Source organism: Winogradskyella ludwigii (genome assembly GCF_013403985.1).
GTDB classification, from domain to species: Bacteria; Bacteroidota; Bacteroidia; order Flavobacteriales; family Flavobacteriaceae; genus Winogradskyella; species Winogradskyella ludwigii.
Map to the genome: position 1 here is coordinate 166,216 of NZ_JABFDF010000004.1, position 14,260 is coordinate 180,475.

Here is a 14,260-nt window from a genome sequence, read left to right on the forward strand (position 1 = left end):
GTACATGCAGTATCAAACTTTATTTAACCATAAATCTATAACCCTAACATTATAGCTGATCCTGCATTTGTACTTGATTTTCTACGATATCTTTAATAGGAACAATAAGTTTTCCTTTTGAATTTTTTAGTATCACTGAAATACTTTGTACAGCTTCTACTGTATATATTTCATCATTAAAAACAATCTTTTGTCCTACTTCATAAATCTTACGAGCATAGAATGTATTCAATAATTTACCTACTACTTCCCTTGCTCCTAACCCAAACGCGATAGCGAATGCAAGTAAAAAAGCAGCAATAATCATATTAATATTATTAGTAATGATCTCTGTATCTATCCCTGCTTGATTTAAAGCTGTAACAGAAATAAATGTTAGCAATAAGAAAAACACTACTTGGCTGATGGCTTTTCCACCAGACATATCCATGGATTCAAATAATGACTTTAAACCATTTTTTACAAAATTTGCAAAAAGCAAACCAAAAACAAATACTAATACAGCAGAAATTAACTTTGGTGCATAAGAAATTAAATCACTAATTTGATTTGATATGATCTCTAAGCCTAATGTCTCAGAAGCTATCATTACTAAAAGAACATATAAAATGTATTTAATAAAGGTTGAAATAATTTTAATTGAATCGATTTTCAATTTTTTACCTTCTATTATTTCTATATCGTTTAGCTTAGCGTCTAGCTTATAAATTTTGGCTAAATTTAAAAGCTTTATAATTATTTTAACGATCACTTTGATAAGATATAACGCTACGATTATACCAATAAAACCAAACACAATTTTTAATAAAACTGGCCAAGATGATGACATAATATCTGTTATAAATTCTTTAGAATCTTCCATTTATAATAAGGTTTATTTTAGGGTTTTATAAATATTGGTTTACTTTTTTCTTTTACTACTTACACTTTCAATTATATAACTTAGATTATACGAAAACAGCTCAGCTAACTCCATAAATAACTTAGCCATAGCAATATCATGCATAACTCTGCTCTTCAGTTCCGCTGGAACTTCCTTTAAAGGCTGGTCTATTTGTTTAAATGGATTTTCCATCTTTCGTATAATTTGTGTACTTAAGTACTAGTTTTTCTTTTGCTCTTTTTAATCGCATTTTAACTGCGCTTTCTCCTAATTCTAAAGCTTCAGCTAATTCTTTTATTGATAAATTATCTTGGTATTTTAGTAATAAAATCATTTTCTCGTCTGGAGAAATCAACTCCATTACTTTCTTCAAGTGCTCTACTCTCATGTTTTCAAACTCTACAGTAGAATCTATATCTTCTCCTATATTCTCTATATCAACAATCTCAGAACTTATAGATTTTTTTTCAAACTTCTTAGCCGTATTTCTGGTCACATAATTTACACAATGATTATACGTAAATGCATATAACCATGTGGAAAATTTAGATTTGCCTTTAAAACTCGCTAATTTGATAAATACTTTTAAAAATACATCTTGAGTTAAATCCTTAGCTTCATCCACTCCATTTGCAAAGCCATAACATTTGTTATAAACCATGCTTGAATATCTATCATACAAAACCTCGAACAACATAGTGTCGTTAGTTTTTACGATTGCTTCTACAAGCGCTTCATCGGTTAGGTTATGAATAGCGTCTTTTGTCAAGGTAATTTTTAAGCTTTATTAATTGGTTTTCAGTTTTAAGACACTAAACATTTGAATAGGTCACAATATTTATTAAAAAATAATTATTTATTTAAATGATCTTCTATATCGCCTAAATGGTGTTGTAATGAGCGTGCAGATATTTGTATTTCCCAGATAAGAAATAATAAAGACACGATGAGTAAAACCAAGCCTAATCCAAAGGCCCAAACGGCAATAATATTAAAATTCACATAAATTAAAAACATGGTTACAACACAAAACAACAAACTACTAATACCAGAAATTTGCATGTACCTAGTTAATTTTACGCGCAATCTTAAATTCTTAATTTGCTTAAGAATAGAATTATCTTGACGCTCTAGATATTGATCTCTTAAATTCCGAATTATAGCAGCATAGGCTAAAAATCGGTTAGTATATGCCAACATAATTAAAGATATCGCCGAAAACAGAAGTGCTGGTGTTGTTAGAGTTAATTCTTCCATATTAGAGTTTGTGCAAAATTAAAGAATTAAACGACTAGACATAAGAAAAGCGAACATTTTAAAGCGTTCAAGTCATATATTTTTAATCTAAATTTTATCCCTTCTTTTCATCATTTAAACACCATCTGAAAATCAGAACTTATCTTACCTTATTCCTATGAGGAGTTATTACAAGAATAATAACAAAAATAAATTTTAAAACAATTAGAAAATTATTAACTTTAGATAATTAAAACCCTAAACCTTACGTTATATTAGCAACAGCTTTACACATACAACTGATTGAAAAACCGCTGAATGAACGATTACCTTCACAACACTATTCCTAATTTAAAGCCTTTTAATTTTGAGCATCATCATGACGCGCTTTTAATAAATCAGCAATGGGTTTTGGTGAATGGTATTTCTAATAAAAAATCGGTTTACACGTTTAAAGCAGATAATGTTCTTGAAATATCTACCAAAGACAATGAAATTATAACGTCTTGGAACATTAATATTCAAAATACATTTACGATCGAAACCGAAGATGGTTCCATAACTGTAGAAGCTTATTTTAAAGATGATGATATCTTGGTACTCAATAACCAAGCAAAAGAAGAGTTTGCGCTTTATATTAATACTACAACGTACAAAGACGAACTAAATTCTATTGAAGACATCAATACCTTTTTAAGAGAAAAGTATAAAAAGAAAGTGAGTACTATTATCTATGATCACGAGTTCTATTACATAGAACAATCCAAACAATTTGGTCCTTTTAAAGTTGAAGAACTCGCCGAAAAAGTAAAATCTGGTGAGATTAGCGCCTATTGTTTTGTAAAAGATGTTAATGAATATGATTACAGCAAACGTATGCGCATTGAAGATTTAATTAGGGAATTGTGATCCTCAATCACTGAAACCAATGACTTCTTTATCGCTTTACATACCCTAAATATTTAGTTAAACGACTTCAACCCTTTCCTAGGTTTCTTTTAACAGTTAAGTCGTCTAAGCATTTCTCTTTAAAATTTAGCGTTCCCATCTTTCTAACTATATAATATGGAATTGTGCCCTCTTTATTTAATAGGATTAACCATTAAATTTTTGTTAATAATTCATTTTTAATAGTATTACTATTATATTTGCAATCAAATTATTCAAATATGATAAATTTACTTTCGAACCTAAAAATTTCTGTACCAGATAAAATCTATCTTAAAGATCCAGAATCTTCAAAATTAGGGAAACGTATTATTGAAAACAGTATTCTTTTAATAGATGACATAGGTTTTGACAGTTTCACTTTTAAGAAATTAGGCGTAAAAATCGGTTCTAATGAAAGTTCTATTTACCGTTATTTTGAAAGTAAGCATAAGTTACTATTATACCTCACCTCTTGGTATTGGGCTTGGATAGAATATCAAATGGTATTTGCAACATTTAATATGCCAGATCCAAAAGATAAATTATTAAAAGCTATAGAGGTTATCACAAAAAGTATTGAAGAAGACGTCACCTTTTCACATATTAACGAAATAGTGCTCAATAAAATTATTATTAATGAAAACTCTAAATCGTACTTAACAAAAGAAGTAGACAGTGAAAACAAAGACGGCTATTTTATAATTTATAAACGTATGATTCAGCGTTTACGTGATATGATTATTGCTATTAATCCTAATTATAAATTTGCTTCAAGTCTTGCCAGTACAGTTGTCGAGGGAGCACTGCATCAACATTTTTTAAAGGAACACTTCATATCAATCACAGATTGTAATGACCATGTTACTCCTACAGATTTTTTTAAAGAACTCACCATAAATGCTATTAGTAAGTAAATATTATGAATAAAAAAGAAATCATGTCTCCATGGCAACGTCTTGTTGGCCTTTTAAAATTAGAGAAACGAGACTTAATGCAAGTTATCTATTATGCCATTTTTTCCGGAATACTAGCACTAACATTACCTTTAGGAATTCAAGCCATTATTAACCTACTTCAAAGTGCTCAAGTGAGTACCTCTTGGATTGTTTTAGTAATTTTAGTGACTACAGGTGTCACGTTTGTTGGTATTCTGCAACTGATGCAAATGCGAATTATAGAAACTATCCAACAACGTATTTTTACCAGAGCGTCTTTTGAATTTACGTATCGTTTTCCTAAAATAAAAATGGACGAATTACGCGATAATTATCCTCCAGAATTAGCCAATCGATTTTTCGATACTTTAAATATTCAAAAAGGCTTATCAAAAATATTAGTAGATATTCCAGCTGCTTTACTTCAAATTGTTTTTGCCCTCATTCTACTATCATTTTACCATCCGTTTTTTATTGCTTTTGGATTTTTATTACTCCTATTAATTTACATCGTTTTTAAGTTTACAGCTCAAAAGGGAATGCAAACGAGTCTTATGGAATCTAAACATAAATATAAAGTGGCACATTGGATACAAGAGGTTGCAAGAGCCGTTATAAGCTTTAAACTTTCTGGAAAAACAAGTTTAGCCATTGATAAAAATGACGAATTGGTTAACGAGTATTTAAAAGCAAGAGAAAGCCACTTTAATGTGTTGGTAATTCAATTTATACAAATGATTGGTTTTAAAGTCATAGTTACTGCTGGACTTTTACTTATTGGTGGACTACTCGTTTTAAATCAAGAAATGAATATTGGTCAGTTTGTTGCTGCAGAGATTATTATTTTACTCGTAATTACTTCTGTAGAGAAATTAATTTTAGGTTTAGAATCCTTTTACGATGTATTGACGTCTTTAGAAAAAATGGGACAAATAGTAGATAAAGAGTTAGAAAACCAACAGGGTGAAAAACCTGAGTTTAAAGAGGACTTTAGCATAGAATTAGACAACGTTTCGTTTAATGTGCCAGGTAGAGAAGCGCATATTATTAAAAATGTTTCGCTAACTATTAAACCTAAAAGCAGACTTTTAATTAGAGGTGAAAGCGGGTCTGGAAAATCGAGTTTATTGCGTTTAATTGGTGGTATTTTAGAACCTTCTAAAGGTAAAGTGTATCTCGATAAATTTATGCTCAATAATATAAATCTTAATCATTACAGAGCAAATTTAGGCATGTCTTTAGTTGATGAAACACCTTTTGAAGGCACAATTAGAGAAAATATCACTTTTGGAAACAAAGATATCTCAGACGACCAATTAATGTGGGCTATTGATATTGCTGGACTTTATCAGTTTGTAAAAGAAAGTGCTCATGGTTTAAACACTATTTTATATCCAGAAGGAAAACAAATTTCTTTCACCATAGCTAAAAAAATAATTTTAGCAAGAGCTATTGTAGGCAAACCAAAAGTCCTCATTTTAGAAGATCCATTAGATTATTTTGCTGAAAGAGAGGTCAAAAGAATCATTTCATTTTTAACTGACGAGGCTAATCCTTGGGCTTTAGTTGTAGTGAGTAGAGCAAACGAATGGTCGCAGAGTTGCACGCAAGTGGTAACATTAAAAGACGGCGAAATTATTTAAAAAAGACAAGACTACTATGTTAAATATATCTAATAATCAATTACATAAATCGGTAAACCTTAACGAATCCAAATCCGGAAAACGCGTATTTCACAACCGTTATTATAAGAGTTTTAATCGCTTATTATTGGTCTTTACCATCATTGGTATTATCGTTTTATTCTTGCCCTGGACGCAGAATATCACAAGTCGTGGTAATGTAACCACCTTAACACCAGACCAAAGACCACAAACCATACAATCACCAATTCCTGGTCGTATTGAACAATGGTTTGTTCGCGAAGGTGATTTTGTGGCCAAAGGCGATACTATAATGAAAGTTTCAGAAATTAAGAGCGAATATTTTGACCCAAATTTAGTAGAACGTACAGCGCAACAACGTGATGCCAAAGCACAATCTGTTGGTTCTTATGGCGAAAAAGTAAAAGCGCTAAACCGTCAAATAGGTGCTTTGTCTAATGAACGTGGCTTAAAATTAGAACAAGCAAGAAACAAACTCATTCAGTCACGTTACAAAGTGCAAAGTGATAGTATTGATTTAGAAGCGGCTATTACCAATAAAAAAATTGCAAAACTTCAGTTTGATAGAACAGTAACCTTGCAAGAAGAAGGTTTTAAGGCTACAAAAGATGTAGAAGATAAACGCTTAAAACTACAAGAAACTGAAGCTAAATTAATATCGCAACAAAATAAATTGTTATCTAGTAAAAACGAAATTATAAACGCTCAGGTAGAAATTTCTAGAGTTAATGCAGCTTATGCAGATAAAATCTCAAAAGCGCAAAGTGATAAATACACAGCGCAATCGAGGCAATTTGATACAGAAGCGCAAGTTTCAAAATTAGATAATCAATATTCTAATTATCAAATGCGAAGCGATTTACAATATATTAAAGCACCTTTTGATGGTTATATAAATAAAGCTATTAGAGGTGGTGTTGGGCAAACGTTTAAAGAAGGAGAAGCCTTAGTTGGTATGATGCCTGCTCAAGTAGATTTAGCTGTAGAAACCTTTGTAGAACCTATAGATTTACCATTAATAAACATTGGCGAAAAAGTACGCGTACAGTTCGATGGTTGGCCAGCAATTGTATTTAGTGGTTGGCCAGATATCACTTACGGAACCTATGGTGCTAAGATTGTTGCTGTTGAGAATTTTATTAGTCCTAACGGTAAATTTAGAGTGCTTTTAGCTCCGGATGAAGAGGCTTATAAATGGCCCAAAAGCATCAGAGCAGGTTCTGGTGCCTATACAATGGCATTACTCGAAGATGTGCCAATTTGGTACGAGCTTTGGAGAAAACTTAATGGTTTTCCTCCAAATTATTATCAGCCAGCAACCACTACTAATGCTAAAAAGAAATAAGAGATGCGACACATTTTTACACTAGCATTTTTAAGTTTTACTTTATTAAGCTTTTCGCAAGCCTCAGATCTATCAAACGTTTTAAGATTTGATGAATACTTAGGCTTTGTAAAAAAGTTTCATCCTATTGTAAAACAGGCCCAATTAGTTATTGACAAAAGTCAAGCTAAACTTTTGAAATCTCGTGGTGCTTTTGATCCTAAATTCGAAGTAGACTATAACCGTAAAAAGTTTAAGAGCACAGAATATTACGATAAACTGAATGGTACGTTTAAAATACCAACATGGTTTGGGGTAGAACTAAAAGCAGCATTTGAAGAAAATTCTGGTGAATACCTAAACCCAGAATCCTACGTTCCAAAAGAGGGGTTGTATAGTGCAGGTTTTTCTGTACCATTAGCACAAGGCTTATTAATTAATAATAGAATGGCTTCCCTAAAACAAGCCAAATTATTTAGAGAACAAGCTAAAGCTGATCGCGATATTTATGTAAACAACATACTTTTTGAAGCCTCATTAGTTTATTTTAAATGGTTGCAAGCCTATAACGAATTGCTATTATTTGAGAACATTTTAGAAAATGCAGATCTAAGATTTAGAGGGATTAAAAAAGGTGTAGAAGTTGGCGAAAATGCGCAAATTGATGAAACCGAAGCGCGTATTGCTGTAAATAGCAGAAAGCTAGGGTTAGAGCAATCTAAAGTAAAACTGATGAAAGCTGCCTTAGAATTGTCAAACTTTTTATGGCTAGAGAATAATATTCCTGTTGAGCTTCAGCCCAATATAATTCCTGATGTAAATTCAGAATCCATTATAGACACGACATTTAGTATTAACCAATTACAAACCGAAGCTATGGCTTTAGAAGCACATCCAAAAATGCGTTCTTTAGATTATAAACTACAAGGTTTGGAAGTTGACAAACGCCTAAAAGCCAATAAATTATTACCTAAAATTAACTTAGAATATAATTTCTTATCAGAAACACCAGAAACAGCACAGACTTTTAATACAGGAGAATATAAAAGCGGACTAAACGTGAGTTTACCTCTATTCTTAAGAAAAGAAAGAGGGGATTTAAAATTGGCAAAATTAAAAGTACAGGACACTGAATACGAAAGAAATGCCACACGAGTAACGCTTGAAAATAAAATTTCAGCCTTAAAACAAGAACTCGAATCTTATGTTATGCAAAATGAAATTACAACAGAAATGGTATCAGATTACGAATTAATGCTTACTGCAGAAGAACGTAAATTCCAATTAGGAGAAAGCTCATTGTTTTTTGTAAATTCTAGAGAATCTAAACTCATAGATGGACAATTAAAAGCTATCGCTATTCAGAATAAATTTTTCAACACCAAAGCAAAATTATTTAATGCTATGGCCGTGAACCCCAATATATAGAATAGTCTTAAAAGACATAAAAAAAGCGAAAATCAATTGAGATTTTCGCTTTTTTTAAAGTATTTAATTTCAAAATAATTTACTCCTGTAATCCAGGAATTGCAACCATTTCATTAACGTCTTTATCATAATCAACTCCTTCGACATTGAAACCAAAAAGATTAAAGAAATCAGTTTTATAACCTTCTAAATCTCCAATATTTGGTAATGTTTCCGTGGTTGCTTCTTTCCAAAGTTCTAAGACTTTAGCTTGTATATCGTCGCGCATTTCCCAATCGTCAATACGAATTCGTCCTTCATCATCTAAAGGAATTTCATTTTCATATAAACGCTCACTGAATAAACGTTCAATTTGCTCTATACAACCTTCATGAATACCTTCTTCCTTCATCACTTTATATAACAATGAAATATATAAAGGAATTACGGGAATTGCAGAACTCGCTTGCGTCACCAAAGCTTTATTTACAGAAACATAACCTTTTCCGTTAATGTCTTTTAAAGCATCTGTAATTTTAAATGCGGTTGCTTCTAAATGATCTTTAGCACGACCAATAGTTCCTTTTCTATAAACGGCTTCTGTTAGTGAAGGGCCAATATATGAGTACGCTACAGTTTTAAAATCTTTAGCTAATACATTTTCAGATTTTAATAAATCAATCCACATTTGCCAATCTTCACCTCCCATTACAGTGACTGTATTTTCAATATCGTCACCAGAACAAGGTTCTATGGAAATCTCTTTAACTTCACCGGTATGAAAATCGACCGTATTATTGGTAAATGCATCACCTATGGGTTTTAAAACCGACTTAAAACGTTCTCCTGAATCTGGATGTGTTCTTACTGGTGATGCTAAACTATATATTACTAAATCAATCTGACCTAAATCTTCTTTGATCAATTGTAAAGTTTGCGCTTTTATTTCGTTAGAAAACGCATCTCCATTTATACTCTTAGCATACAAACCGTCTTTATGAGCCTGAGTCTCAAAAGCAGCACTATTATACCAACCTGGTGATGCTGGACGACCTGCTGTTGGTGGCTTTTCGAAAAATACACCAATTGTAGAGGCGTTAGATCCGTAAGCACTTGTTATTCTAGATGCCAAACCAAATCCGGTTGAAGCTCCTATTACCAACACCTTTTTTGGTGTATCTGTTGTTGGTTTTGATTTTATATAGTCAATTTGATTTAATACATTTTTTTCACAACCTGTTGGGTGCGATGTTAAACATATAAATCCTCTAGTTCTTGGTTCTATAATCATAGTTTAATTTTCTAAACGTGTAATGCTCTATCTTCTGTTGCTGCTAAAGCGGCTTCTTTTACGGCTTCTGCAAATGTTGGGTGTGCGTGAGACATGCGAGAAATATCTTCTGCAGAGGCTCTAAATTCCATTGCTGTAACGGCTTCTGCTATTAAATCGGCACAACGTGCACCAATCATGTGTACACCTAATACTTCATCTGTTTTTTTATCAGCTAAGATTTTTACAAATCCGTCTAGATCTCCACTTGCTCTTGCGCGTCCTAAAGCTCTAAATGGAAACTGACCCACTTTATAGTCTACATTATCTGCTTTTAATTCTTCTTCTGTTTTACCAACAGCAGCCACTTCTGGCCATGTGTAAACAACTCCTGGAATTAAGTTATAATCGATATGTGGTTTTTGTCCTGCCATCGTTTCAGCTACAAAGACACCTTCTTCTTCGGCTTTGTGTGCTAACATCGCTCCTTTAATAACATCACCAATCGCATAAATATTTGATGCAGATGTTTGTAAATGTTCGTTTACTTCAACTTGACCTCTATCGTTTAATTTTACTCCTGCAGCTTCAGCATTTAAGCCTGCTGTATAAGGTTTACGACCAACAGAAACTAAACAGTAATCTCCTTTGAATTCTACAACGTCTCCTTTTTTGTTTTCAGCTTTTACAATAACCTCATCTCCATTACGCTCTACAGACTGCACTTTGTGAGATAACATCATTTTGCATTTTGCTTTCTTAAAGACTTTATTTAATTCTTTAGACAAACCAGCATCCATCGTTGGTAAGATTCTGTCCATATATTCAATAACAGTCACCTCAGCACCTAAACGACGATACACTTGTCCAAGCTCTAAACCAATAACTCCACCACCAATAATAATGAGATGTTTTGGAATTTCTTTTAATTTTAAAGCTTCCGTTGATGTTATGACGCGTTCTTTATCTAAAGTAATAAAAGGTAATGTTGAAGGTTTAGATCCTGTTGCAATAATGATCTTTTTTGCTTCAATCTCTTGAGCATCCTTCCCTTCTATCTTAATATGTGTCGCATCTTTAAAAGAGCCTAAACCTTCAAAAACATCGATATTGTTTTTCTTCATTAAGAAATCAATGCCACCTGTAGTTTGATCTACAACAGCTTGCTTACGACCAATCATCTTCTCAAGATTCACTTTAATTTCACCTGGAATCTCAATCCCATGCTCTTCAAAATGTTTTGTCGCTTCTTCGTAATGATGTGAAGAGCTTAATAAGGCTTTACTTGGAATACAACCAACGTTTAAACACGTTCCTCCAAGTGTTGAATATTTTTCAATAATAGCTGTTTTCATGCCTAATTGTGCACAACGAATTGCTGCTACATATCCTCCAGGTCCAGAACCTATTATTGCTACATCATATGATTTCATAAAAATATTTTTTGTCTAATTAAAAATCTAAAACAAAAATACAATATTGAATGATTAATGCCGAATGAAGATTGACGTTTTTTTTTAGCTGATTAAGAAATGGTAAAGCCCGTTATTTTTAGATGATAACAAAAAAAAGTGTCTACCTAAATTAATGAAAATTTTAGTAGACACTGTTACAACAATTCCCCTAAGAATTTAATTAATAACTAAATCAAAGGTCTTAATAAACAAATTAACGTGCAATACTCAATTTGAGTAATTTTAGTCTGTGTTTTTAAATGAAGTTTTGGTTCATTTTTAGCATCCCTATAAGTTCTCCTGTTGAGGATACATTTAATTTTTTCAAAATATTTCGGCGATGCGTATCTACAGTATGCGAACTTATATTCAGCTTTTTAGAAATTTCTTTACTACTGAGATCTAAAATTAAAAACCGAACAACATCTCTTTCCCGATTACTAATCCCTGAACCTAATATTTTTTGTCCAAAATTATTAAAATAGATCGTCTCATATTCATTGTTTTCATTTAGAAGTTTCGCAGAAGCAGAAATATCCATTTTTATATCAGAATGCAAAACGGTATAATGCGCCAAACCAATAATAGGTTTTCCATGACTATCAAAAGCTAACGGAGTGGTATTCTGAATTAAATTTACATACACACCTTCTGCGTTTTTAAATCTATAGTTCCATGTATAATTAGCATTCTGGCGGTTATCTTTACTAATCTTTCCTAAGGTAAACTCCATTAATTCATTAAGGGCTTTTATCCATATTTCGAGATCATCAGGATGAAGTCTACTCCAAAAATAACGCATACCTCCTTTTTCTAATAAATCAGAATCTAAACCTAAACACGCTTTAAAATTTTTACTGATGTATTCAAATTCTAAACTTTGCGTATTGGTGATGCAGAAAAAAGTAGAACTATAAGGCAAATACTGATCTAAGTCTATAAGTCTTTTAATGTGAGTTTCTAATGAAGGTTTGTCATAAGACTTAAATATAGACTTATACATATCCTTAATATGAGTGTATTTCATAAAATAATGATCTTATTGTCAGTTAAAAGGAATTATAAACAGCGCGATTACTATATATATTCTAAAAATAGAAATAAATTATGAATTTACATAATAAGAATTACAGGTGTAAAACTTAACATTCACGTAGCAAATACGTTATACATTTTTAGATTGTAAATTTTACTTTGCCAACACCAGTAACCACACTAATGCGCTTTATGCTACAAGGAAATTTCTGTAGTATGCTTCACTTCATTAATCATAAACATACTATGCGTGCTCCCTATATGATTGATTTTAGTGAGTTTTTCAACCATAAATTCTCTAAACGCTTTCATGTCTTTTACCAAAACTTTAAGCAAGTAATCATAATCTCCACTGAGATGATAACATTCTAAAACCTCATCAAGTTTTTTCACTTCGCGCTCAAACATGACGACATAATCTTGAGAATGCTGTATCAGTTTAACATGACAAAAAGCGACAAAATCTTTGTCGACTTTAGTTTTATCTACCAAAGCCACATACTGTTTTATGATGCCATTTTTTTCAAGTTTTCTAATGCGTTCATAAACTGCCGTTACAGACAAATTTAACTGAAGCGATAAGGCTTTATTAGTTTGCTTACTATCCGTTTGAAGTAAATGCAACATTTTTTTATCTATCTGATCAAAAATCATACCTGCTGTTTTTTCTAAAATTAGTATCCAATATTTAAATCTACCCTAAATAAAACTATTAAAACAAAAATAAACAGATAAATAATCTATATCTAACCTAAAGTATTGACTAATCATCTAAAACAATCGAATTTTGAATGCACTAATTAATAAAATCAAAATCATTATGGCTTTTAAACCGGCAAACAATATTCAAGACTTACAGTACTTTGGCGAATTCGGTGGTGTTAATCCATCTATCTCTGATTCATCTACGTACACCTTTATATCGGCAAAAACCATGTTCGATACTTTTGAAGGCAATGCAGATGGTTGTTATTTATACTCACGGCATTCTTCTCCTTCTAATCTATACTTAGGGGAAGCCTTAGCCGCTATGGAAGGAACCGAAACCGCTACTGTTACAGCCTCTGGCATGGGAGCCATTACTCCGGTGTTATTGCAACTTTGCAATGCTGGCGAGCATATAGTAAGTAGCAGAACCATTTATGGTGGCACGTATGCGTTCCTAAAAAACTTTGCTCCACGCTTAGGTATTGATACCACTTTTGTTGACATTACGAAATTAGATGTGGTGGAAGCAGCAATTACTCCTAACACTAAAGTATTATATTGCGAATCGGTTAGTAATCCGTTATTAGAAGTTGCTGATATTAAAGGTTTAGCTGCTATTGCTAAAAAGCATAATTTAAAACTCATTGTAGATAACACCTTTTCTCCGTTATCTATTTCACCAATTAATCTTGGTGCTGATATTGTCATCCATAGCTTAACCAAATTCATCAATGGATCTTCAGACACAGTTGGCGGAGTTATTTGTGGCACACAAGAACTCATAGACAATTTACGAAACGTCAACAGCGGAGCAGCCATGCTATTAGGTTCTACCATGGATAGTCTGCGCGCTGCTTCTGTGCTAAAGAATTTAAGAACATTGCACATTAGAATGATGCAACATAGCCATAATGCCAGTTATTTAGCAGAACGCTTTGAAAAAGGCGGCTTAAAAACAGTCTATCCTGGTTTAGCTTCTCACCCATCTCATGAGCTATTCAAAGCGATGATGAATGAAAAATACGGTTTTGGTGGCATGTTAACTATTGATGTGGGCTCCTTAGATAAAGCCAATGCACTAATGGAATTAATGCAAGAACGAAATCTAGGGTATTTGGCAGTAAGTCTAGGCTTTTACAAAACCTTATTTAGTGCTCCTGGTAGCTCTACCTCTTCTGAAATTCCTGAAGATGAACAAGCAGAAATGGGATTAAGCGATGGCCTAATTCGGTTTTCTATTGGTTTGGATGCAGACATTGAACGCACCTATAATATGATGAAAACCTGTATGACGGAATTAAATATTCTTTAAGTTCAAAATCAACCTATATAATTAATGGTTAGATTCTTACACATTAGTAAGCGTCTAACCTTTTTTTTGTATCACATTCCATGATTCGTATTCAATTTGCAA

General features: G+C 32.3%; 13 protein-coding genes. 6 read left to right on the top strand and 7 right to left on the bottom strand.

Annotation, left to right across the window (positions count from 1 at the left end):
* Positions 1-49 precede the first annotated feature (49 nt).
* The 3 genes from HM981_RS11230 to HM981_RS11240 form a co-directional block, all read right to left on the bottom strand.
* On the bottom strand, positions 50-862 hold the full coding sequence (locus tag HM981_RS11230; protein ID WP_179338897.1) for a mechanosensitive ion channel family protein: 813 nt from the start codon (positions 860-862) through the stop codon (positions 50-52).
* A gap of 196 nt (positions 863-1,058) precedes the next feature.
* Positions 1,059-1,652: an RNA polymerase sigma factor gene (locus tag HM981_RS11235; RefSeq protein ID WP_179338898.1), complete on the bottom strand. Its 594-nt coding sequence runs from the start codon at positions 1,650-1,652 to the stop codon at positions 1,059-1,061.
* Between the two features lie 83 nt (positions 1,653-1,735).
* Positions 1,736-2,140, bottom strand: a complete 405-nt coding sequence (locus HM981_RS11240; RefSeq protein ID WP_179338899.1) for a DUF2721 domain-containing protein — start codon at positions 2,138-2,140, stop codon at positions 1,736-1,738.
* Between the two features lie 297 nt (positions 2,141-2,437).
* Here HM981_RS11240 and HM981_RS11245 point away from each other — a divergent pair, with 297 nt between their 5' ends.
* The 5 genes from HM981_RS11245 to HM981_RS11265 all read left to right on the top strand — a co-directional run bounded on the left by HM981_RS11245 (position 2,438) and on the right by HM981_RS11265 (position 8,400).
* On the top strand, positions 2,438-3,028 hold the full coding sequence (locus HM981_RS11245) for a hypothetical protein (RefSeq protein ID WP_179338900.1): 591 nt from the start codon (positions 2,438-2,440) through the stop codon (positions 3,026-3,028).
* Positions 3,029-3,288: 260 nt separating this feature from the next.
* Positions 3,289-3,963 (top strand): TetR/AcrR family transcriptional regulator, encoded by a 675-nt coding sequence (locus HM981_RS11250; protein WP_179338901.1) that lies wholly within the window; start codon positions 3,289-3,291, stop codon positions 3,961-3,963.
* Between the two features lie 5 nt (positions 3,964-3,968).
* Positions 3,969-5,627 (top strand): peptidase domain-containing ABC transporter, encoded by a 1,659-nt coding sequence (locus HM981_RS11255; protein WP_179338902.1) that lies wholly within the window; start codon positions 3,969-3,971, stop codon positions 5,625-5,627.
* A 16-nt stretch (positions 5,628-5,643) separates the two neighbouring features.
* Positions 5,644-6,993 carry an HlyD family secretion protein gene (locus tag HM981_RS11260; protein WP_179338903.1) on the top strand — a complete coding sequence of 450 codons (1,350 nt, stop codon included), beginning with the start codon at positions 5,644-5,646 and terminating at the stop codon, positions 6,991-6,993.
* 3 nt (positions 6,994-6,996) lie between these two features.
* Positions 6,997-8,400, top strand: coding sequence for a TolC family protein (locus tag HM981_RS11265; protein WP_179338904.1), 1,404 nt, complete (start codon positions 6,997-6,999; stop codon positions 8,398-8,400).
* 79 nt (positions 8,401-8,479) lie between these two features.
* Here HM981_RS11265 and fabV read toward each other — a convergent pair whose 3' ends face one another.
* The 4 genes from fabV to HM981_RS11285 all read right to left on the bottom strand — a co-directional run bounded on the left by fabV (position 8,480) and on the right by HM981_RS11285 (position 12,792).
* Positions 8,480-9,670 (bottom strand): enoyl-ACP reductase FabV, encoded by a 1,191-nt coding sequence (gene fabV / locus HM981_RS11270; RefSeq protein ID WP_179338905.1) that lies wholly within the window; start codon positions 9,668-9,670, stop codon positions 8,480-8,482.
* Between the two features lie 11 nt (positions 9,671-9,681).
* The gene (gene lpdA, locus HM981_RS11275) at positions 9,682-11,082 is read right to left on the bottom strand and encodes a dihydrolipoyl dehydrogenase (RefSeq protein WP_179338906.1); all 1,401 of its coding nucleotides are present in this window, start codon (positions 11,080-11,082) and stop codon (positions 9,682-9,684) included.
* Positions 11,083-11,359: 277 nt separating this feature from the next.
* Positions 11,360-12,130, bottom strand: a complete 771-nt coding sequence (locus tag HM981_RS11280) for a LuxR C-terminal-related transcriptional regulator (RefSeq protein ID WP_179338907.1) — start codon at positions 12,128-12,130, stop codon at positions 11,360-11,362.
* 203 nt (positions 12,131-12,333) lie between these two features.
* Positions 12,334-12,792, bottom strand: coding sequence for an Lrp/AsnC family transcriptional regulator (locus HM981_RS11285; RefSeq protein WP_179338908.1), 459 nt, complete (start codon positions 12,790-12,792; stop codon positions 12,334-12,336).
* A 166-nt stretch (positions 12,793-12,958) separates the two neighbouring features.
* Between HM981_RS11285 and HM981_RS11290 the strand changes: the two genes are divergently transcribed.
* The gene (locus tag HM981_RS11290) at positions 12,959-14,158 is read left to right on the top strand and encodes an aminotransferase class I/II-fold pyridoxal phosphate-dependent enzyme (protein ID WP_179338909.1); all 1,200 of its coding nucleotides are present in this window, start codon (positions 12,959-12,961) and stop codon (positions 14,156-14,158) included.
* The last annotated feature ends 102 nt before the right edge of the window (positions 14,159-14,260 follow it).

Excerpts from the sequence above, each read along its gene's own strand:
- HM981_RS11290 (WP_179338909.1), top strand. The coding sequence starts at position 12,959 with ATGGCTTTTAAACCGGCAAACAATATTCAAGACTTACAGTACTTTGGC.
- HM981_RS11265 (WP_179338904.1), top strand. The coding sequence starts at position 6,997 with ATGCGACACATTTTTACACTAGCATTTTTAAGTTTTACTTTATTAAGC.
- HM981_RS11285 (WP_179338908.1), bottom strand. The coding sequence starts at position 12,792 with ATGATTTTTGATCAGATAGATAAAAAAATGTTGCATTTACTTCAAACG.
- HM981_RS11240 (WP_179338899.1), bottom strand. The coding sequence starts at position 2,140 with ATGGAAGAATTAACTCTAACAACACCAGCACTTCTGTTTTCGGCGATA.
- fabV (WP_179338905.1), bottom strand. The coding sequence starts at position 9,670 with ATGATTATAGAACCAAGAACTAGAGGATTTATATGTTTAACATCGCAC.
- HM981_RS11280 (WP_179338907.1), bottom strand. The coding sequence starts at position 12,130 with ATGAAATACACTCATATTAAGGATATGTATAAGTCTATATTTAAGTCT.
- HM981_RS11260 (WP_179338903.1), top strand. The coding sequence starts at position 5,644 with ATGTTAAATATATCTAATAATCAATTACATAAATCGGTAAACCTTAAC.
- lpdA (WP_179338906.1), bottom strand. The coding sequence starts at position 11,082 with ATGAAATCATATGATGTAGCAATAATAGGTTCTGGACCTGGAGGATAT.
- HM981_RS11250 (WP_179338901.1), top strand. The coding sequence starts at position 3,289 with ATGATAAATTTACTTTCGAACCTAAAAATTTCTGTACCAGATAAAATC.
- HM981_RS11230 (WP_179338897.1), bottom strand. The coding sequence starts at position 862 with ATGGAAGATTCTAAAGAATTTATAACAGATATTATGTCATCATCTTGG.
- HM981_RS11255 (WP_179338902.1), top strand. The coding sequence starts at position 3,969 with ATGAATAAAAAAGAAATCATGTCTCCATGGCAACGTCTTGTTGGCCTT.
- HM981_RS11245 (WP_179338900.1), top strand. The coding sequence starts at position 2,438 with ATGAACGATTACCTTCACAACACTATTCCTAATTTAAAGCCTTTTAAT.